The organism is Pelorhabdus sp. sgz311001, assembly GCF_055901755.1.
This window is the reverse complement of the sequence record NZ_JBVXUT010000001.1, coordinates 713707-734657: the sequence shown is the minus strand read 5'-3', so window position 1 is coordinate 734657 and position 20951 is coordinate 713707. Positions and strand designations below refer to the sequence as shown.

Genomic DNA, 20951 nt, shown 5'->3' with positions numbered 1-20951 from the left:
CTGCCCCCTATAAAGAAAGTTGATTTTGCATTTTTTTGATTTTATGCACCGTAAACCCTTTGACATTTGCCAACATATCTAGCGAAGAGAAATTGCCATGGACTTGACGATAAAAAATAAGTTGGTCCGCCATAGTTGGCGTCATCCCTTTCACAGTTAAAAGTTCTTCTTTTGTTCCCGTATTGACACTTATTAATGTCACTAGATTTTCTGTCTGATTTTCTTCGACTCCGGCATTTGTCCTTACTTTTGGCGCCGCCTTTTCATGACGAGCTGGTACATGAATATGCATTCCGTCCTTTACTGGTTTCACCAAATTAACCTTGCTATCATCTGCTTCCGGGGACAATCCTCCCGCAAGCATAAGTGCTTCGCTCACCCTTTTTTGTGTCGTAAGCGGATATACGCCAGGGTGATTTACGGCACCAGTAATATAAACATAAGCCTCCTTTCCCATTTTGGCGCTTTTAGGCGCAGAATTTTCGGCCAAGCTTGTCACTGCATTGCCAGGATCGGCTTTCGATCCAGGTGAGAAAACAAAAGCTGCGCCGACAGCCAGCGTTAAGAAAACAACACCTAAGATCAAACGTTTCTGATACGTATCCATCATCATCGACTCCCTTATTGGATTCAGTCGTTTGTTAGGGGTTATAGTTCCACTTCGCTTTTTTTCAAAGGATCCCTATATATTTTAGCGTTTTTATAAAAAAAGCTGTAGCAAACTTAGCTTCAAGTTTGCCACAGCTTTAATAAAATTCTATATTATTTTACTACAATATTAACAAGTTTTTGGGGCACGCAGATCATTTTTACGATTTGCTTACCGTCAATTAGCTTCTTAACTTTTTCTTGTTCCAAAGCAAGCTCTTCCAAGGCTTTTTTATCAAGATTTGCTGGTACAACAAGTTTATCTCTAACTTTGCCGTTAATCTGTAATACAATTTCTACTTCGTCTAACTTTAATGCGTCCGCATCATATTTCGGCCAATTCTGCTTATGAATACTGCCTGCTTGTCCTAACTCAGACCATAACTCTTCGGTGATATGCGGTGCAAAAGGCGCTAAAAGTTTGACCAGCGAGGTAACCACTTCGTAAATTAAACCACTGTTCCCGCTTTCCTGCTGATCCTTAAAAGCATAGAGAGCATTTACTAATTCCATAATGGAGCTAATCGCGGTATTGAAGTTGAAGCGATCACCAATATCGTCACTTACCTTTTTGATTGTTTGATGAAGTACCCGACGCAATTCTTTTTCGGCTTTTGTGAGTGTAGCAGCGTCATAGCCAGGTTCTGCTTGCAGTACTACGTCCTGGTAATGAGCTACAATGCGCCAGAAACGACCTAGGAAACGGAACGAACCTTCAACCCCCTGATCACTCCACTCAAGATCTCTTTCCGGCGGCGCCGCAAACAGAATAAAGAGTCGCGCTGTGTCAGCACCATATTTAGCCACAATTTCTTCTGGTGAAACAACATTGCCTTTTGATTTAGACATTTTCGATCCGTCTTTAATTACCATGCCCTGGGTCAAAAGGTTTTTAAAAGGCTCATTTACATTCAAGAGACCGGCATCAGCCAAAACTTTCGTAAAGAAGCGCGAATAAAGCAAATGCAATATAGCATGTTCAATCCCGCCGATATACTGATCCACAGGCGACCAATAATTAGCCTGAGAAGAATCAAAAGGACCCTTTTCAAATTTGGGGCTTGTATATCTAAAATAATACCAGGAAGAACAAATAAAGGTATCCATGGTATCGGTTTCCCGCCGTGCTTTGCCGCCACATTTCGGGCAAGTGCAGTTAACAAATTCTTCGACTGTCGCCAGCGGTGACAATGCTCCCTGATTAAAATCTACATTTTCAGGTAAAAGCACTGGCAAATCTTCTTTTGGTACAGGTACTACGCCGCATTCTGGACAATAAATAATCGGAATTGGCGCTCCCCAATATCTTTGACGAGAAATCAGCCAGTCACGCAAGCGGTAATTTGTACGACTACTGCCGATTCCCTGTTCTTCAAACCATTTAGCAATAGCTATCTTACCGGCTTCATTATCGAGACCAGTAAATTCACCAGAATCGACCATTGTACCAGGTCCACTGTAAGCTTCTGTCATCGTATCGACGGTTAAAGCTTCACCAGCAGGCTGAATTACAACTTTAATAGGCAAATTATATTTCTTCGCAAAAATAAAATCGCGTTCATCATGAGCTGGAACACCCATAACAGCGCCAGTACCATATTCAAACAGTACATAATTTGCAACCCAAATAGGCACCTGCGCCCCAGTAAACGGATGAATCGCATAAGCGCCTGTAAAGAGACCTTCTTTTTCCGTGTCACCAGAAGTTCGATTTACTTCGCTAAGTCCTTTTACTTTTTCCACAAAAGCTCTAACGGCCTCAGCCTCTTGCTTGCCAGCAATCAGTCGTTCCACAAAGGGATGCTCTGGCGCTAAAACAATATAGCTTACGCCAAACACCGTGTCCTGACGCGTTGTATAAACAGAAATTTTTTCGCCAATTTCTGGCGCTTCAAATGAAAATTCAGCCCCCGTACTTTTGCCGATCCAATTTTCCTGCATTGTTTTAACTCGTTCCGGCCAGCCTTTGAGCTCTGTTAAATCTTCTAATAATCGATCTGCATAGTCGGTAATTTTTAAGAACCATTGTTCTAAATTCTTTTTGACCACGACCGAATCGCAACGCCAGCAATGACCATCAATAACCTGCTCATTGGCCAGTACTGTATTGCAATCGTCGCACCAATTAACTGCCGCTTTTTTCTTATAGGCTAAGCCCTTTTCGTAAAAAAGCAAAAAGAGCCACTGAGTCCAGCGATAGTAATCAGGATGACAAGTAGCTACTTCTCTTTCCCAATCATAAGAAAGACCCAGCTCCTTTTGCTGACGGCGCATATTAGAAATATTATCCCATGTCCAGTCACCTGGGCGCAGGCCATGTTTAATTGCTGCGTTTTCTGCAGGCATGCCGAAAGAATCCCACCCCATAGGATGTAAAACACTGTAGCCCTGCATGACCTTATGGCGGGCAATGACATCACCGATAGAGTAATTACGAACATGGCCCATATGCAGATTTCCTGAAGGATAAGGAAACATTTCTAAAACATAGTATTCCGGTTTTTGCCTGTCAAGCTGTGTTCGGTAAGCGCCTTGATCAGCCCATGCCTGTTGCCACTTTGGCTCAATCTCGGCAGGTACATATTTTTCGTTCATTGCGACAGCCTCCAAATATATAGTAAATGAGGAAAAACAAGAAATCCCCGGCTGAACAGCCAGGGACGAGTGTACTCGCGATACCACCCTAATTAGCGATTCGATCGCTTTCGAGTCCGGTAACGACGGCCTCCCGTCGACGGTTCTCACGCCGCCGCTCCTTTGCATCCAGTCTGGCAGGAATCTATCTCAGCAAAGAATCGCCAGCTTTCTGCTAATTCGACAAACCTTACTGCTCTAATTGAAACGGTTATTGCATATAATTATATAGCAATCTTTGACATACTGTCAAATACTGCAGCTAGGTTTTACCTAGTCGGACAGATACTCATAGTCAGGAGGTAACGTCATGTATAAGTTGATTATTGGCACAGTGAGAGTTACCGTATTTGATGATGCGATCGGTCGTGACCAAGCCGCATCCTTAGCCAAGGATGCGATCGCAACAGCAGGAGCTCAAAACAAATTGTTAAGCCAGGTAGAAATTCATCTCGATGAATCAGGCCCCTCGGTAAGGACAACGGAAAAAAGCGGCTGTCGCTTTACGCGAAAAAGCATTAAGCAAAGCATGCTTGATACAATCGAAACAACGGTTCAGGAAAAACTAAATCCTTCAGGCAACTTTGGCAATCGCGAGCTTTGGTATGATAATGATACAGGACAAGAATGGCACGGCAGCTCCGTCAACGACGCTAGAGAAGAAGTCTTAAAAGCCTTTGCGGAATGGGTCGCTTCACTAAAATAAAAAAGGCTATTACAGCAAAAGCAGCTTTCCTATATAAAATAGAAAAATGCTTTAGTGCAACAACCTACTCGATTATTCTACAACTTCTCCGGCAGCTCCAAATAAAGCAGAGCCCACACCTTCCATGCCTTTTACAGTCATACCTTCCATAATTAAACGTTTTAACGCCGCGCGGCCACGATGCAGTCGTGCTTTGGCTGCACTTAATTCAATGCCAACAATTTGGGCTGCCTGCACAATCGTTACGCCTTCTAAGTCATGCAGAACAAGCAAAACGCGTTGTGTCTCAGGCAATTTAGCGATGGCCTGGCGTACCAAAAACTGCTTATATTTTGTTTCGCACATTTTATCAGGATCTTCATTGGGTCGTTCAATCGGCAAAAGCTCATTTTGCAGCATCGAGTCCTCAAAAGTAACATGATGTTTAATTTTCTGACGTTTTTTCCGAAAAGTAAGACATACATTAGAAGCCAAACGATATACCCAAGTATACAAACCTGACTGTCCGCGAAATTTCGGTAGCGATCGATTTACTTGAAATAAAATCTCTTGCAAAGCGTCCATAGCATCATCGTGATTACTGAGCATCTGATACGCTAAAGAATATAAACGACCTTGATATTCAGCAATAAACAGCTTTAATGCCTCATCGGTATCGCCCTGGCCATAGAGGGCAAGAATTCTATTTTCCACAGTCAATTCCTTACTGTCCATAAACTCAACTCCTCCTTACCCAGAGCATTCTCTTTAAAGCAGCGTCTTGCCGCAAAGCATTTTAAGTAAACAACAATTATTATATCAATATTTTTTCCAGACAACAACTATTTAAAAATAGACTTAGTGCAGTAACCGACCTGAAGAAACATCTACGGCGTCCTCCCAAGCGTTACCGAGAAAGTCATCGATGCGAATCATCGTTTTTAGATAATCGATTCCTAGTAAACCAAACAACATAAATAAAGAACTGCACGTATTGTTACTTTCTCCCGTCATAAGCAGATTGCTGATTTGCTCTTGAAATAAAGAGTTAGCGGAAAAGGAACTTTGCTTTAAAAATGCAATTAGCGAACAACTAGGTTCCACGGTAGTCAAAAAAAGAAAGTTTCCCTTTTCTCGCCGTAACACCTCACCAATCGTTCGTCCCCAGCGAAAAGAATGTAATGGCGAAAGGCCCATAGATAAAGGAACAACAGGTACATCGCCTTGCGGAAATAAAAATTGAAGCGGTACAGTAATGGCAGCGTCAAGACCATAAACAACAGCTTCCGGAAAGAGCAAATTCTTTTTCCCAGCATTTAAAAGCCGCTTTGCTAAGTCAGAGTCGCCAGGCAAAGGATAATGGCTATTTGTCTGGTGCTGCGCTGATGTATCAATAAAGAATGAATCAGGACTTCGCCATTGGTCAGAAACAACCACAGCAGCAGCCACATTCCAGGCCTTCAAGCGAGCTCCTAAATCGCCTAACGCCTGTATTACCATGGAAGAACGATCTTTTGCCGCCTGCTCTAATAATAGCGGGGCAGGCGGTAACATAATACTATAAATATTGGAAGTCGATACAATCACAGGTTTCCCTCCCTGCGGTCAATCATTTAATTTTTATTAGAAAAAAAGCGATAATCCAAACTATATTTACCACCGCCGCTAAACAAAACAAGAATCATAAGCAGACTATCTTCAATCGCTGGCGCCGCAGCAAAAAGGCCTTTACTAACAAGCATCGTCGGAGCAGCAACAAGTAAAGTCGCTAAAATCATTAATGCCCCGAGCCGAGTAAACAAACCGAAGAAAATAAAGATACCTCCCAACAATTCAAAAACTGCGGCAATGAATCCCATAAAAGCGGGGGCAAAAGTAAATCCAAGCACGCCAATCATTGAACCAAGCTTTGCCCAGCCAGCCTCGCCTCCCATAATTTTGGGACCGCCATGAACAAAAACAAACATGAAACCAATAAGTAAACGAACGACAAATAAAGCCTCATCTCTGTTCTCATCAAGCCACTTTACCAAATTTTGCATTTTTTTCTCTCCTATCGTTTGTAATCAAAATTTTATTTTCTCTATGTTAGTCACTAAAAAATAAAAAAGGATACGGTCTTTTGTAATTTTTTTCAGTTGTTCCCTTGTTGCACTCGCAAAAGAAAATCAGCTATACTGGAAAGAAGTAAGTTATTTGGGAAAGGACGATCTTACGTTATGAATGTTTTTGCCCTCGGCGATCCACACTTATCAGGCGAACCGCCAAGCAAACCAATGTATATTTTCGGCGAACACTGGCGCGGCCATTGGGAAAAGCTCAAGGCCGACTGGGAAAAAAAAGTTACCGACGAAGATGCTGTCCTCCTCGTCGGCGATATCTCCTGGGCAATGAAGTGGCAGGACGCCCTTGTTGATTTAGAAGCAATCGCCGCTCTGCCTGGCCAAAAATATTTGATTCGGGGAAATCACGACTACTGGTGGCAAACAATTGGGAAAATGCAGCGTTTAGCGCCGCCTTCACTGCATTTTATGCAAAATAATTTTTATGAATTACCGGAAAGAAATCTAGCTTTATGCGGTACAAGAGGTTGGATGTTGCCACAGGACCCTAACTTCAAAGAAGCGGACCAAGCAATTTTTGACCGCGAGGTTTTGCGACTTGACGCTTCCTTAGCTGCAGCCAGGAAAAACGGGAATAGTCAGATGATCGTCTTACTACACTATCCGCCTCTCTTCTCACAGACTGATCAAAATAAAATTCTTGATCTTATCGATACTTATGAAGTAACACATTGTCTCTATGGTCACCTGCATGATCAATCGGTCAAAGGCGCTTTTCAAGGTAAGCGCAATGAAACAACCTATCATTTAGTTTCTTGTGATTCGCTAAATTTTACTTTAAAACAAATCTAAGAGTGCTTTTAGCACTCTTATTTTATTTTAGCACCATTCAGCCATTCCTGCAGTGCCCTATTCGCCAGCTCATACTCTTTAGGCAAATGAGAAATAAGTGTCGGGATCTTTTCCAATTTCTCATTTTGAAGGCTTACTTCAATTTGACGGCACAGATCAGCAAGGCGTAACGCACCTAAATGAGCACTGGCAGATTTTAAAGAATGAACAGCATAACTAAGCTGGGTCATGTCTCCAGTTTGTTTTGCCCGTTCAATTTCACTTACTGTTTCCGGCATACGCTCACGAAATAGACACACTAATTTGTGAAGTAAGCTTCCTTGATCATCGCCACTCCCCAAGGCAAGATCACGCAGAACGCTTTCTTCCAAAACATGACCGATACCTGGCAGCCAACGACGCAAAATCTGCTCAAGCTGTTTTGCCGTTAAAGGTTTGCTAATATAATCATCCATGCCCGCAGCTAAGCAGATTTGGCGGTCCCCTTCCATCGCATAGGCAGTCATAGCAATAATAGGAATTGCATTTTGCTGCGTTTCTTCCGCACGGCGAATCTGTCTTGCTGTTTCAAAGCCATCCATTTCCGGCATCTGACAATCTAATAAGATAAGATCATAATCGCCCGCCCGCCACAGCTCTAAACATTCCTTGCCGTTATTCACAGCTGTCGCCTCAAGTTGCAAAGTTTCAAGATAATGTAAAACAATTTCCTGATTAATCGGATTATCTTCAGCTACGAGAATGCGATAATCATTCGATCTTACACAAGCAAAGTCATTATTCGCTTTTTCCTCTGGTCTTTCTACCACTAAAACTGCTTCGGTCATTTCAGGTTCTTCTTCCAGTGCAATTGGCAAACAAAGAGTAAACCAGAAAGCGGAACCTTTGCCAAATTCACTTGTTACACCAATCTTGCCATTCATTAGCTCAACAAGTCGTTTAGAAATGGCCAAACCAAGCCCTGTCCCGCTGTAACGACGCGAAGAAGTACTTTCTTTTTGGGTAAAAGGTTGAAATAAATCCTGCACGTCCTTGTCGGCAATACCGATTCCCGTATCTTCTACGGTAAATAACAGGCAGACGTTTTCACATGATATTTCTTGTTGCTTTACACTAAGACGTATGGTTCCCCTTTCGGTGAATTTTAAAGCATTACCTAATAAATTTAGTAAAATCTGCTTAATGCGAATGGGGTCTCCCTTAAAATAACGAGCCGCCAAATCTTCACAGGAATATTCAAAGGTAAGGCCTTTTAGCATTGCCATGGGCCGAATCATTTCTAAGGTATCTTGTAGCAAATTAGTTAAAGAAAAACTAAGCGAAGAAAAAGTAATTTTATCTGCTTCGATTTTAGAAAAATCCAAGACATCATTAATAATCACAAGTAAATTTTCTGCGGATAAATGAGCCGCTTCTGCCATTCTTTTTTGTGTATTATTTAGTTTTGTTTTTAGCAGCAAATCAAGCATGCCTAAAACGCCGCTCATCGGCGTTCGAATTTCATGGCTGACCATAGCCAAAAAATCGCTTTTCATCCGATTCGACTGTTCGGCTGTTGCTTTCGCCCGCCTTAGTTCTGCTTCCACTTTATACTGTCCTGAAATATCACGAATAATTTCACATACCATATTCCTCCCCTTCCAAGTAAAGGGAGCTGCAGCAATTTCCACCGGAAATACTGTGCCATCTTTCTTTTTATGCCAATGAAAGGCAGTCTGCTCACTATCTTGTTCCGGTGCAACAGCCATAAGGCACTGATTTACCAAATGTAATTCTTGGGAACCGCCATCTAAATTCGCATAAATATCGCGTGCGCACATTTGCAGCAATTCTTCGCGAGAATAACCGTATAGCTGAACTGCCGCTTCATTCACATCAATAAAATGGTCTTTCGCAACATCAAACAGCATAATTGCATCTTTTTCTTTTGAAAAGAGTAAACGATATTTTTCCTCGCTCTCTCTTAAGTCTTGTTCCGCCTCTTTCATCTCGCGAATATCAAATACTAAGCCAATAAGCCCTGTTACTTGATCATTTTCATCGCAAATTGGAACTTTCCGCGTAATGACAGAATAGCTTATGCCGCCATAGATGACTTCCTCTTCGCCAATAAAGAGCGGTCGACCTTCACGTAAAACGATTAAATCATCTTGCCTGTATTTATCAGCCCGCTTTGCTGAAAACAAATCATAATCAGTCTTGCCAATAATCTCTTCAAGCGAGTAACCAACGGCATCACAAAAAGTCTGATTAGCCATTACATACATGCATCCGAGATTTTTAAAGAAAACTAAAGCAGGGAGAGAATCAAGTAAAGTAAGCACTTCTCGCTGATGGCAATTTCGCTCCTGCTTGATTTGGCGGCGCAAACGTTTGTGCTCAGAAACCGCCTCCTCTTGCCCGCGCTTATAGCCAGTAATATCAATAACAAAGGTATGGCACAGTTTTTTCTGCAACAAAACGTCGAAGAAAACACGGCTTTTTAAAAGAACATGGCAAACATTTTCTAGGTTACCAATTTCTAGTTGACAGTCAACAGCTTCCTTGCCGGCAAATAAAGCCTCAAGATAGGCCTGAAAAGCCAGGCGATGTTTTGCCGATAAAATTCCACCAAAAAAGCCTGGCGGGACTTCCTGAGCAAATTGATTCATAAACTCGATACCGAGGGAATTAGCTGCCAAAATTTCGCCTGTTTCTGTAAGCAAAAAAGCACTAATCGGCATAGTTTCATAGAGAGCCCCATAATCAGGCCACAGAACATTGTCTTGGTCCATGCTGCGCCCTCCTATATTACATAATAGGTTCTATAAAAGTTTATGCCGCTAAAAATCGCAACGCAACAAAAAAAGTCGTGGTATACTTATGTACAAAAAGAATTCAAACGGAGGTCCTTATGCATCAATATTTATTTTTCATCGGCGATTTTCCCATTCGCGCCTACGGTTTAATTTTAAGCCTAAGTATAATTTTGGCTACAGGTGTTGCTTATTTTTTTGCCAAACAGGACGGTCGTTGGCATAAGCATATTCCTGATATGGGCATATACTGCGGCATTGCCGGGATTGTCGGCGCCAGACTCTGGGATGTGTTCTTTTTTGACTGGGGTTATTACTCCTCGCATCTTTTAGAAATCCCCTTTGTCTGGCAAGGCGGCATGGCGATCCAAGGCGGTGTAATCGCTGGGGCCCTAGTTGGCATTCTTTATACCAAAAAACATCATATAGATACCTGGGTTATGGCTGATCTTATTGCCCCAGCGTTGTTGTTAGGACAAGCCATTGGACGCAGTGCCAACCTATTAAACGGTGACGCCTTTGGTCATCCTACAGGCGGTCCTTTCGGCATTATCTATCCATCTACCACCTTAGCCTACCATGTTTATGGCGCACAACCACTTTGGCCCGCCGAAGTTTGGGAATGTCAGATTGATATCGTGCTTTTTGCTCTGCTGCTTATCTTTCGCACGACTCATTATGCCAAGGGCCAGGTTTTTATTTTATATGCCATTCTGTATTCCACAGCCCGCTTTTTCCTGGAGTATCTGCGCGGCGACTACAATACGCTTTTATTTGGCCTTAAATCCGCTCAACTTACGAGTTTATCAGTCATTGTGCTAGGCATCATCTTATTCTTTTGGCGCGGACATATCGATCGCAAGTCCCTCAATCGTTGACACTCTTATTTTACTATAATAAAATAAGAAAATAAGAAACAACTAATACGTATTTGCCATAAAATAAGGAGGCTTCTTTTTGAATGCACAAACAGAAAACACTATAATGCCAACAGAAACATTAAAAAGAGACATGAAATCACGTCACTTATTGATGATTTCTATTGGCGGTACCATCGGAACAGGCCTATTTGTCGGCTCCGGCCAAACAATCAGTCAGGCTGGTCCTTTCGGCGCCATTCTCGCCTATATGGTAGGCGGTTTTATTATGTATCTCGTCTTACTCTGCTTGGCCGAACTGGCTGTGGCTATGCCTGTATCAGGCTCTTTCCAAAGTTATGCTACGCACTTTATTTCTCCAGGCGTCGGCTTTACTACCGGCTGGCTTTACTGGCTAAACTGGGCCATCTGCATCGCCACTGATTTTACTGCAGCCGGTATTATCATGCATAACTGGTTTCCTAATATTCCGACCTATTTGTGGTGCGGTACTTTTGCCATTGTATTAGCTCTGCTAAACCTAGTTTCTGTAAGAGCCTATGGGGAAGCGGAGTTTTGGTTTGCCAGCATTAAAGTTACCGCTATTGTTGCTTTTATTATTTTAGGCGCTGGTATGATGTTTGGTTTTTCGAACCACGGCGCTGCTCTAGGTTTCTCTAACTTCTTTGCCAATGAAACGGGGTCGCTGTTTCCGAAAGGCTTTCAAGCTCTTTTTTTAACGATGATTGCCGTAACCTATTCTTTTCAAGGCGCTGAGCTTGTCGGCATTGCTGCTGGCGAATGCGAAAATCCCGGCAAAAATATTCCGCGGGTAATCAATGGAATTACAGTACGAATTATTTTATTTTATGTTTTAGCTATGATTGTGCTTACAGGAACGATTCCCTGGGAAGACGCTGGCGTCTTAGAAAGTCCTTTTGCTCATGTTTTTGGCATGATGGGAATTCCTTACGCGAAAGATATTATGAATTTTGTCGTTCTAACCTCAGCTTTGTCTTCAGGCAATTCTGCTCTGTACGCCTGTTCTCGCCTGTTATGGTCTATGGCGAAAGAAGGACTTGCCCCTAAATGGCTTGGCAAAACCAATAGCCGCAAAGTCCCCTTTAATGGTATATTTATTACACTTGTATTAGCCTTATTATCGCTATTAACAGAAGAATATGCTGCCGATACTGTGTACTTATGGCTCATGGCTAGCACAGGCCTTACTGGCTGTTTGATCTGGGTCATTATTGGCTGGTGTCAATTACGATTCCGTAAGTCTTTTCTACGCCGCGGCGGCAAACTAAACGAACTAGGATTTCGTACTCCCTTTTACCCGCTTGTACCTTACTTAACCATCTTCTTCAACCTTGCTGTTGTTATCAGTCTTTACTTTGACGAATCACAACGTATCGTTCTCTATGCAGGTATTCCGATTTTAGCAGCAATTTATGGCTATTATATTTTCTTTTTGCAGCCACGCATGAATCCCGTAAAAGACCTGCCGATAAAACCATTATAAGCATAAGATTCGCCAGAAAGATCCATCGACATTTTGCTCCTTTCCCGCTATAATTTAGCCTTGTCTATAAACTTTTCGTGCATTTATAGCGGGAAAGGAGCCGAATTCCCTTGGATACTCTAACGCATCTTGCTTTAGGACTTGCCGTAGCCAGTTTGTCGGGACATCCTTTTTCTTTGCATGATCCTGTATATCTCGCTGCGCTGCTTGGCGCTGAGGCGCCTGATCTAGATATTGTGAGTCACTTAAGAGGTCCTTGGGCTTACTTAAAAACTCACCGCTTATTATCTCACAGTTTGCCTGGTCTTTTGGTTTGGTCGCTGCTCATTGGACTCGTATTATATCTTTACGGCCATGCTTTTACTGCGTCGTTTATGTGGGCCGCTTGCGGCTGCTTCAGCCATATAATATTTGATTATTTTAATACGCATGGCGCCAGTGTGGCTTGGCCGTGGCAAAAACAACGTTTATCTGAGCCGTTGCTCAAAGTATTTGATCCTATACTGCTTTGCCTTATTATCCTCCCTTTTTTACTTGCCCCAGCCTCAGTAAACCAAGGTATTGAATCGCTCTGTTTTGCTGCTGCCTATGTTCTGCTCCAATACCAACTTCGCTATGTTGTCAAAGGTAAGCTACAACAGCACTATAAAAATCAAGCAGCCCGACACATTTATATTATGCCGAGCCTAAATCATGGCTTGTGCTGGGATTATATTGTGCAAAGCGAACAAAAGATTCATCTGGGAAATTACGCTACTTTATCAGGGATTCTTACCGAAAATAAAGTATTACCGATGAGTGAGGAAAATGCTCTACTAGCTTTGGGAACAGGCACGCGCCTAGACCAATTCTTCCAGTTCTTCACACCTTATCCCTACTATTCTGTCACAAAAACCGAGGCAAGTTTCTGTATCACTATTTCTGACTTGCGCTATACTTCGCCAACAGGATTTATTCACTGGGGGTTCATGCACTTTAATCAAAACAAGCAACTAGAAACGACCTATCTATTTACCTACAAACAAAAAATTCTTATAGCACCATAAATTTTAAAGCTGCCTCAGAATATCCTGAGACAGCTTTTTTGGTATTCTTACATCTTATGAGAGGCCTAAGGCTCGCCGTTTTCCTTCGATATGATCCAGATAAATTTCTACGGCTTTATCGGCGGAAGTTTCAATCATGAGTTTTCCTAATCCTAGATTTTCTGTCGTTTCTGTAAGTGTTTTGACGACTACATCACTGCCGGTTACGGAAGGAACAGGAGCCACGTGTACCAGCCACCCCAAAGCAATGGCCGTGCAAGCATCAGCTACAGCTTTTTGCTCTAAATATTCCGGCGCGCCAATTACTAAGGGCAAATCCTTCGTATCCACACCGAGAGCTTCTGCTAGTTCCTTGCCTGTTTGCGTCATCTTGCCAATATCAACACAAGCGCCGTAAGAAAGAACTGGTGGAATGCCGAGTGCTTGGCAAATTTCCTTTAGGCCTGGCCCACATTCTGCCGCAGCTTCTGGCCGCGTCAACCCCGTGTACTCCATGACCGACGACGTGCAGCCGCCTGACAAAATCAAAACATCTTTGGCAATTAACCCTTTTGTTATGCGGAAGATATTGCTACCGCCCTGACCATAGGCTGCTGTAGTACAACCGACGATCGTCGCAACACCGCGGATTTTTCCTGCCTTAATTGCTTCAAGCAACGGCTCCCACGTACCGCCAAGAGCCTCTTTGACCGATTCGGTACTAAAACCGACCATGCATTTCGTCGTATAGTTTGGTATATAAACAGGCCGATTTTGTTCCTTTCTTTCCTGATAAGCTTCTAAGGCTTTTTGCAAAATCGTCTCAGCTTGTTGTTCCATCTTTTCTGGAACAAAGGCGAGCGTTTCTACCCCAGGTAGCCGAATCACCTCGTGTGTACTAATCAACTTTGTACCAAACCGTTTGCCATAGAGAGGCAAAGTTGGCACAGTACAGTTATAGTCAAACATGAAAAGATCGACGCAGCCTGTAGCAAGCAGATATTCTTCACTCAGCCATTCGCCTTCTTGCCCCCGATAGGCTTTCAATTCCTGCATGCCGCGATAATTTAGTAATTGTTGTCCTTCACAGACATGACCTAAAACTTGAATTCCTGCGGCGCCCATCTCCTGGGCTTTTTTCTGCCAAGTTTCTTCCGAGGCTTTCGCAATAAGAACTTGTGCTAAGAGCGGCATATGACCATTTGTTATAATATTGACTTTTTCTTTGTCAAGCAGTCCCATATTCTGTTCCTGTGTGGTAATTTTTTGTGTTCCCATAAGAATTTCCTGTAAAATATCAAGCGCAAAGAGGCCTTGATATTCATTGGCTATGCCGAGTCGAACCGCCGTAAGCAAAAAATCAACGGGATCCGCATTCAAATTCGTCATACATTTCGTCTGAGCCAACGCAACTTCACTATTGCCGCCGCCAGGGAAAATCCCCAAATTAGACCAAAGAGTACGCCGTTTCACAGGCGCAAATACTTTCGTTAACAGCGATTCCTCCCAATAGGGCCTTCCGATATCAGCTAAACAAAAATCGGCAAAAGCAATGGCTGCTTCATTCACTTGAGAAAAAGCGCCTAATCCCGCTTCTCGTGCATAAAAAAACAATTTTTCCGGTTCACGAATTTTCAGACCGCTTTCCGGCGAAGTAGCCGCCGCTTTCAATGTTCTCGCGGCTTGACCAGCATGAAATATATTAGCAGCGGTTCCAATTGTTACATGGCGATATACAAAATTTCGCGCCACCATCGTATGTGCGTCAACGCCGCAAGTTCCTCGCGGTACTTTAGGACTGATCCGGCAAGGCCCTTGAGCGCATAGTTGGCATGACAACCCTTGTTTACAGAAATTACAGCGAATTTTTTCTTGTTGACTGTAACGATCAAACACATTGGTCAGTCCCTGCGCATGAACGTGCTGATACATTTCTCGCATCGCCGGATCAAGAATAATATTTAGCGGATAATTCTCTTGCCCCTGATCGCCCCGCGAAATATGCTCTCGCTGCCAGGAAAAAACTTCATCGGGGTCAGGCGATGGCGTAATTTCATAGTATTTACGTTGATTTTTATGAATATCAAAATGATCATCCGGCGAATTTGTGCCACTGGCCTCGCCTGCGCCTGACAGTGATTCCACCTGGCCGTGACTCACTTCATCGGTTGAATGAATCAGAGTTTTTTCTTTCTCCATAGATGCCTCCAAGCTATTTTGACATTGCTTTTATTTTGCCTGGAACAGGCCGTCCTATGCACGTTTTCTTTTCAGCCATAGACCTGCCGCCAAAACAAAACAAGCAAAAAGTGACGGCAATAACTCTAATAGAGCGGGCCAACTGCTTAACAAAACTTTCGTTTGCCTGTCCGCTCCCGCCATATCACCAGCAGTCCAGCCAAGAAAAATAGAACCAAGCCAAATCAACACAGGCCATTTGCTTAAAGCTTGCTGAACAAGACGGCTGCCAAACATAATAATTGGAATACTAAGAGCAAGCCCCAGAAACAGGTAGACCAGATTGCCTTTAGCTACGGCGGCAATCGCAATTACATTATCAAGGCTCATAATAAAATCGGCTGTAATAATCATTTTAATCGCTTCTGCCAAAGAAGAAACGGCGGCAATTCGCTCTTTTGACTCGCTTTCCCCTTGTAACAGCTTTATGGCAATGGAGAGTAATAACAGACTGGCAATCAGCTGAAGATAGGGCACAGCGAGAATAAATACAACGCCAAAAGTTAACAGAACGCGCAACACTACCGCGCCAATACTCCCCCAAAGAATTGCCTTTTTTTGTTTTTGGTGCGGTAAACTACGGCTCGCCAAAGCAATGACCAATGCATTGTCACCGCTAAGCAGCAAATTAATAAAAATAATGCTGGCAAGAATTCTAACAGTCTCCATGGCGCCCTCCGCGTTTATTAGATAAAAGCAAACAACCATCTCTTTATGAGATGGTTGTTCCTTCGTCTTATAACTAGTAATTTGCAAAAAAACTTTTTTTACGCAACAAAAGCAATATTGACTTCAATGTCGCCTACAGGCGTCTGCATCGTAATCGCAACTGTTGTAGCCGAACTCACGGACATTAATAGGTTGTCCCCCATAATTAACGAAGGCGGTGAAATATCAAGTTTTACGCCCTGTTCAGAAAAATAGCTTGCCGCTGTCCCTGTAACCATATTCGAAAACTCAGAAATAGCGCTTTGCGCCATTTCATCAAGTTCTGCGACAGGCATGCCCATCATCATGGTTGAAGCAAGCTGCAACGCAGTTGATTTTGCCAAAGAATAGGCTACATTCCCTTGCAATTCCCCGACTAAACCTAACACAGTCGTTACTTCTTTATCAATAGTTAAACCTGATTTCAACTGCATAGCACCTTTATTTACAGGCTGGAGGCCAAACTGACCTAGTACAGTAACTAAAGCCTGCAAGAAAGGATTGATTTGCTCGCTTTTCACGAAGTAAGCCCTCCCCTAAAAGCAACACTCAATTGCAAATTCCCCGGCAAACTTGTAAAAAGCATGGTAGCCGTTTCGATTTTAGGCAAAGCAATCGCCGCATTCTCGCCAGCGAAAACAATAGGCGGTGAAGAACGAAGAGCTAATGAAAACTCATTATTAAGAGCGGTCACGGCATCACCTGTAACAATATTATTAATTTCCGCTAAAGTAAGCAAAACGGCTTCTTCCCGAGCGGATGTATAGCGCGTTCCCGTAATTTTTTCTGTCAAAGCAAGCGCTACTTCCGCTTCGACGTCAAGCATAATTCGTCCGCAAATCTTACCAGTCAAATGAATTAAGGAAGCCACGCCAAACGAAGTGATGGGCTTGACCGAATAGTTTGTTGCACCAAAAGAAGTGCACTGTAGCTTCGTCATAGCAAAAACCATACGAACCAGACTAGCGGAAAAAGGATCCGTCAATCGTTTATCCATGGGCTTTCTCCTTTTCAACAGCTTCTAACAGAGCAGCAAGTTGTTCATCATCAATTGGCTTTTTCAGATAAGCATAAATGCCAAGGGCCTTGGCCTGCTCTTGAATCTCTATATCAGCCATGGCACTGACAATGATAATTTTTATGTCTTCGTGAGTTTGAAGAATTTGTTGCGCCGCTTCAAGCCCATTCATAACGGGCATCGTAATATCAAGTAAAATAACATCAGGAAGTGCTTTTGCACACTGTTCTATAGCCTCTTGCCCATCATGAGCAATACCACAGACTTCATAATCTAGTTTTGCCAAAAGATTAGATAACACATAGTGAATCATTGGTGAATCGTCACAAATTAGCACACGCAACTTCATGAATTCGTCTCCTTCGCTATTTTTGAAATGGAACAAGCTGATGGATTCTCTTAGCCATATCTTTTAAGTGAATCACTTCGTCAGCCAAGCCAGCATCAACAACACTGCGGGGCATGCCATAAATAACAGAGCTTTCCTCGCTTTGGGCCAAGCAATAGCAATTACAGGCTTCTTTCATCCGACGAACGCCGTCTAAGCCATCATTTCCCATGCCTGTCAAAATTACAGCAAGTATTTTCTGTCTAGGAAAAGACCGAGCTATCGAATCAAATAAAACATCTGCAGCCGGACGTACTCCCTTAACTAAGGGGGTATTCAAAAGCTCTACCGTCTTACGGCCTCGCTCATTTTTTACAGTCATGTGCCAGCCGCCAGGCGCTACAAGAATATGACCTGGCAAAACCGTTTGACCGTTTGTTGCTTCCTCAATCGGCAATTTGCATACTTTACTTAAAGAACCTGCTAAAAGTCTTGTAAAGTCAGGCGGCATATGCTGCACAATTAAGACAGGACAAGAGATCCTGTCAGGAAGTCCTGAACAGACTTCATTGAGAGCCGCTGGTCCGCCTGTAGATGCAGCAATTAAAATAAAATCAAATGCCACAGGCTCACCTCAGTTTTCTTCAAATTATAAAAACGTTTCGACAGGATCCTACTAATTTCCTGCCCTGAAGCAGTACTTACTAAAATAATCGCTCTATTTCTTTAGGAAGTGACTTGCTCAACGAACAAGGTATCAAGTATAATTAGACTTGATGTTACAAGGAGGCTGTCACATTGAAATACATTTATACACTTGCACTTGGTTTTGTTTTATGGCATTTCAGCTATTTGGTCTATTCTACAATTTACAGCTTAACAGTTATGTTTTTTTACCCATCCAACGAAACCCTTGACTTAGCAGTAAAAGTTATTCTAGTTCCCCTCTGTTTCTGGGGGGCTTATCGTATGGTAACAAAAGAACTTTCGCGTCGTCAGGCTGGAAAAGAGAAAAAAGATCCGGCGAAAGCCAAATAACTTTATAGCTGTAAATAGCCCCGCTGCCCTAGGCAGTGGGGCTATTTCTGTCTAGTATCATAGCCGCGATTTTACCATAGGGTCCTGCCCAAGTAATATCTTTAAGTTCAGAACAAGTCAACCAACGCTTAACAGGAGAATTGGCAGCAAGCTCCTTGGGAATCACTTTGGCGCTATAACAATACACTTCCAAGTACCAGCGAATATGGGAAAAGGTGTGAGTCAGCGCACAAAGAAACTCTCCCGTTTCAAATTGAATTCCCTGCGTCTCCCAAAAAGAAGCATTCTCCGCAAGAACTTGCGGCCTTTCTAGCTCTTGCGCCGGAAACTGCCACATACCCGCTAAAAGTCCCGTCTTAGGCCGTTGTATTACTAAATATTTTTCTTTATAAACAATCACTGACGCTGTAACATAGACAGAACGCGGCTGCTTTTTGGGCCGCTTTATGGGCAGTTCTTTTGTCCTTTCAAGCTTAAAAGCCTCACAATATACAGTTAGCGGACAAAACTGACACCGCGGGTTACCTGGTATACATACAGCAGCCCCTAAATCCATTAGTGCCTGGTTAAAGTCGCCAGCTTCGCCTTGAGGTAATTGATCGTGAACTAGTTTAGTAATTTTTCGTTTTACTGCTGTTGTACTAATATCTTCCGCAACAGCAAAAAGACGGCTGAATACGCGCATAACATTGCCATCCACAGCAGGACAATCCACTTGAAAGGCAATACTGGCAATCGCACCGGCTGTATAGTCGCCAACACCAGCCAATTTTTTGATTTCAGTTGGACAAACGGGAATTTTCCCGCCGTAAGCAGCAGCTACTTCCTGTACGCCTTTATGAAGATTACGCGCCCGACTGTAGTAGCCAAGGCCTTGCCAGTATTGCAGAACTTCTTCTTCTGGCGCAGCGGCCAAACTCTCAATAGTCGGAAATCGGGATAAAAAACGCTCAAAATAAGGAATAACCGCCTCCACCCGCGTCTGCTGCAACATAATTTCAGATACCCATATTTTATAAGGATCTTGATCTCGCCGCCAAGGAAGATCTCGCTTTTCCGCTTTGTACCAAGTTAATAAAGCTTTGGCTAGCTCCATGATCTTCCCCCTTACCTCTTTTAATAAAAAATTCAATACAGTTTATTATAGTAAAAAAGACTCGTCTCGTAAAGACAAGTCTTTTTTATCTTATATAAATATTCCTTAATAAAGATTTATTAGGCAAAAATTAGTCTTTTACAGTGACCTCTTCACCGTTTAAAATCTTATTCATATTGCGCATAGCGCACATCTTACCACACATCGTACAAGTTTCTTCTTCTTCTGGCGCCGATTCCTGACGATAGCGTCTGGCTTTTTCGGGATCAATGGCTAAATTAAACATGGTCTTCCAATCCACATCGGCTCTTGCTTTGCTCATTTTATTATCCCAATCTCTAGCTCCATGAATGCCTTTGGCAATATCAGCCGCATGAGCAGCAATTCGCGAAGCGATAATACCTTCTTTCATATCTTCTAAATTAGGCAACCGTAAATGTTCCGCTGGTGTCACATAACAGAGAAAATCGGCGCCGTTAGCTGCAGCAATAGCACCGCCAATAGCGCTAGTAATATGATCATAGCCAGGAGCCACATCAGTCACTAGTGGTCCCAACACATAAAAAGGAGCACCATGACAGAGACGTTTTTCTAGGACCATATTCGCCGCAATCTCATTGAGAGCCATATGACCGGGTCCTTCAATCATGACCTGTACATTTTTCTCCCAAGCACGCTTAGTAAGCTCTCCTAAAGTCATCAGCTCAGCAATTTGAGCTGCATCAGTTGAATCATGAATCGAACCAGGGCGGCAAGCATCGCCTAAACTAATTGTCACATCATAGCGGGCGCAAATATCAAGTACGCGATCATACTGCTCATAAAAAGGATTTTCCGCTTGATTCAATTCCATCCAGGCAAACAGCAGCGAACCGCCGCGGGACACAATATTAGTTAAGCGACGATTGCGTTTGACTCGTTCGGCTGTCGCCCGGTTTAAACCACAGTGAATCGTCATAAAGTCTACGCCATCGGCTGCATGGCGTTCCACGACTTCAAAGAGCTGGTCGGCTGTCATATCCTTTAGGTCTGCATCATGCATGCCAACAGCATCATACATCGGCACAGTTCCGATCATGGCTGGCGAATAGTCCAGCACGCGGCGACGGAACTCCTGCGTCTTGCCGTAACAGCTCAAATCCATGATGGCTTCCGCTTTTAATTCAACGGCTTTTTTAACTTTTTCCATTTCGCTATCTAAGTCGCAACAATCTTTCGATACGCCTAAATTTACATTAATCTTTGTCCTCAGTCCTTCACCGATGCCTTCCGGGCTGAGGCTTTTATGATTCTTATTAGCAGGGATAACTACTTTGCCTGTCGCAATAAGGCCTCGCAACTTTTCAACATCCATGCCTTCTTTTTGTGCGACAACTTTCATTTGTTCGGTAATAATTCCTTGTCTCGCTGCATCCATTTGCGTACTATAAGTCATAGTAAC

The 20951-nt window shown here is 43.0% G+C and carries 20 protein-coding genes; 6 read left to right on the top strand and 14 right to left on the bottom strand.

All coding sequences use genetic code 11. The features are described 5' to 3' along the window. Positions 1 to 7 precede the first annotated feature (7 nt). Both AC0MXB_RS03795 and leuS read right to left on the bottom strand, forming a co-directional pair. Entirely contained in the window at positions 8 to 613 is a 606-nt protein-coding gene (locus AC0MXB_RS03795) for a ComEA family DNA-binding protein (protein WP_474038285.1), read from the bottom strand. A gap of 149 nt (positions 614 to 762) precedes the next feature. Continuing rightward, the gene (gene leuS / locus AC0MXB_RS03790; RefSeq protein WP_474038284.1) at positions 763 to 3243 is read right to left on the bottom strand and encodes a leucine--tRNA ligase; all 2481 of its coding nucleotides are present in this window, start codon (positions 3241 to 3243) and stop codon (positions 763 to 765) included. A gap of 349 nt (positions 3244 to 3592) precedes the next feature. Here leuS and AC0MXB_RS03785 point away from each other — a divergent pair, with 349 nt between their 5' ends. Next, positions 3593 to 3988: a hypothetical protein gene (locus tag AC0MXB_RS03785; protein ID WP_474038283.1), complete on the top strand. Its 396-nt coding sequence runs from the start codon at positions 3593 to 3595 to the stop codon at positions 3986 to 3988. 72 nt (positions 3989 to 4060) lie between these two features. On the opposite strand, the gene AC0MXB_RS03780 is transcribed toward AC0MXB_RS03785, so the two are convergent. The 3 genes from AC0MXB_RS03780 to AC0MXB_RS03770 form a co-directional block, all read right to left on the bottom strand. Further along, entirely contained in the window at positions 4061 to 4702 is a 642-nt protein-coding gene (locus tag AC0MXB_RS03780; protein ID WP_474038282.1) for an RNA polymerase sigma factor, read from the bottom strand. Between the two features lie 123 nt (positions 4703 to 4825). Then, positions 4826 to 5554, bottom strand: coding sequence for a DODA-type extradiol aromatic ring-opening family dioxygenase (locus tag AC0MXB_RS03775; RefSeq protein ID WP_474038281.1), 729 nt, complete (start codon positions 5552 to 5554; stop codon positions 4826 to 4828). A gap of 26 nt (positions 5555 to 5580) precedes the next feature. Further along, the gene (locus AC0MXB_RS03770; RefSeq protein WP_474038280.1) at positions 5581 to 6009 is read right to left on the bottom strand and encodes a DoxX family protein; all 429 of its coding nucleotides are present in this window, start codon (positions 6007 to 6009) and stop codon (positions 5581 to 5583) included. A 177-nt stretch (positions 6010 to 6186) separates the two neighbouring features. Between AC0MXB_RS03770 and AC0MXB_RS03765 the strand changes: the two genes are divergently transcribed. Then, positions 6187 to 6882: a metallophosphoesterase gene (locus AC0MXB_RS03765; protein ID WP_474038279.1), complete on the top strand. Its 696-nt coding sequence runs from the start codon at positions 6187 to 6189 to the stop codon at positions 6880 to 6882. Positions 6883 to 6899: 17 nt separating this feature from the next. On the opposite strand, the gene AC0MXB_RS03760 is transcribed toward AC0MXB_RS03765, so the two are convergent. Next, entirely contained in the window at positions 6900 to 9656 is a 2757-nt protein-coding gene (locus AC0MXB_RS03760; RefSeq protein WP_474038278.1) for a PAS domain S-box protein, read from the bottom strand. Between the two features lie 119 nt (positions 9657 to 9775). On the opposite strand from AC0MXB_RS03760, the gene lgt reads away from it, so the two are divergent. The 3 genes from lgt (at position 9776) to AC0MXB_RS03745 (ending at position 13105) form a co-directional block, all read left to right on the top strand. Continuing rightward, the gene (gene lgt / locus AC0MXB_RS03755) at positions 9776 to 10555 is read left to right on the top strand and encodes a prolipoprotein diacylglyceryl transferase (protein WP_474038277.1); all 780 of its coding nucleotides are present in this window, start codon (positions 9776 to 9778) and stop codon (positions 10553 to 10555) included. Between the two features lie 79 nt (positions 10556 to 10634). Continuing rightward, a complete protein-coding gene (locus AC0MXB_RS03750; RefSeq protein ID WP_474038276.1) occupies positions 10635 to 12059 on the top strand; it encodes an amino acid permease in 1425 nt (474 codons plus the stop codon). A gap of 110 nt (positions 12060 to 12169) precedes the next feature. Beyond that, the gene (locus AC0MXB_RS03745; protein ID WP_474038275.1) at positions 12170 to 13105 is read left to right on the top strand and encodes a metal-dependent hydrolase; all 936 of its coding nucleotides are present in this window, start codon (positions 12170 to 12172) and stop codon (positions 13103 to 13105) included. Between the two features lie 54 nt (positions 13106 to 13159). On the opposite strand, the gene cooS is transcribed toward AC0MXB_RS03745, so the two are convergent. The 6 genes from cooS to AC0MXB_RS03715 all read right to left on the bottom strand — a co-directional run bounded on the left by cooS (position 13160) and on the right by AC0MXB_RS03715 (position 18001). Further along, entirely contained in the window at positions 13160 to 15283 is a 2124-nt protein-coding gene (gene cooS, locus AC0MXB_RS03740) for an anaerobic carbon-monoxide dehydrogenase catalytic subunit (protein WP_474038274.1), read from the bottom strand. Positions 15284 to 15337: 54 nt separating this feature from the next. After that, positions 15338 to 15991 carry a TerC family protein gene (locus AC0MXB_RS03735; RefSeq protein WP_474038273.1) on the bottom strand — a complete coding sequence of 218 codons (654 nt, stop codon included), beginning with the start codon at positions 15989 to 15991 and terminating at the stop codon, positions 15338 to 15340. 98 nt (positions 15992 to 16089) lie between these two features. Further along, complete coding sequence (locus AC0MXB_RS03730; RefSeq protein ID WP_474038272.1) at positions 16090 to 16551, bottom strand: chemotaxis protein CheX; 462 nt, start codon at positions 16549 to 16551, stop codon at positions 16090 to 16092. Next, positions 16548 to 17027, bottom strand: a complete 480-nt coding sequence (locus tag AC0MXB_RS03725) for a chemotaxis protein CheX (protein WP_474038271.1) — start codon at positions 17025 to 17027, stop codon at positions 16548 to 16550. Before AC0MXB_RS03725 ends, AC0MXB_RS03730 begins: the two co-directional genes overlap by 4 nt. Then, positions 17020 to 17397 carry a response regulator gene (locus AC0MXB_RS03720; RefSeq protein WP_474038270.1) on the bottom strand — a complete coding sequence of 126 codons (378 nt, stop codon included), beginning with the start codon at positions 17395 to 17397 and terminating at the stop codon, positions 17020 to 17022. Before AC0MXB_RS03720 ends, AC0MXB_RS03725 begins: the two co-directional genes overlap by 8 nt. A gap of 16 nt (positions 17398 to 17413) precedes the next feature. After that, the gene (locus tag AC0MXB_RS03715) at positions 17414 to 18001 is read right to left on the bottom strand and encodes a CheB methylesterase domain-containing protein (protein ID WP_474038269.1); all 588 of its coding nucleotides are present in this window, start codon (positions 17999 to 18001) and stop codon (positions 17414 to 17416) included. A gap of 173 nt (positions 18002 to 18174) precedes the next feature. Between AC0MXB_RS03715 and AC0MXB_RS03710 the strand changes: the two genes are divergently transcribed. Next, the gene (locus tag AC0MXB_RS03710) at positions 18175 to 18414 is read left to right on the top strand and encodes a hypothetical protein (RefSeq protein ID WP_474038268.1); all 240 of its coding nucleotides are present in this window, start codon (positions 18175 to 18177) and stop codon (positions 18412 to 18414) included. A 28-nt stretch (positions 18415 to 18442) separates the two neighbouring features. Here the strand turns inward: AC0MXB_RS03710 and mutY are convergent, their stop codons facing one another. Both mutY and thiC read right to left on the bottom strand, forming a co-directional pair. Then, on the bottom strand, positions 18443 to 19510 hold the full coding sequence (gene mutY / locus AC0MXB_RS03705) for an A/G-specific adenine glycosylase (protein WP_474038267.1): 1068 nt from the start codon (positions 19508 to 19510) through the stop codon (positions 18443 to 18445). 130 nt (positions 19511 to 19640) lie between these two features. Then, positions 19641 to 20945 carry a phosphomethylpyrimidine synthase ThiC gene (gene thiC / locus AC0MXB_RS03700; protein ID WP_474038266.1) on the bottom strand — a complete coding sequence of 435 codons (1305 nt, stop codon included), beginning with the start codon at positions 20943 to 20945 and terminating at the stop codon, positions 19641 to 19643. Between the last annotated feature and the right edge of the window lie 6 nt (positions 20946 to 20951).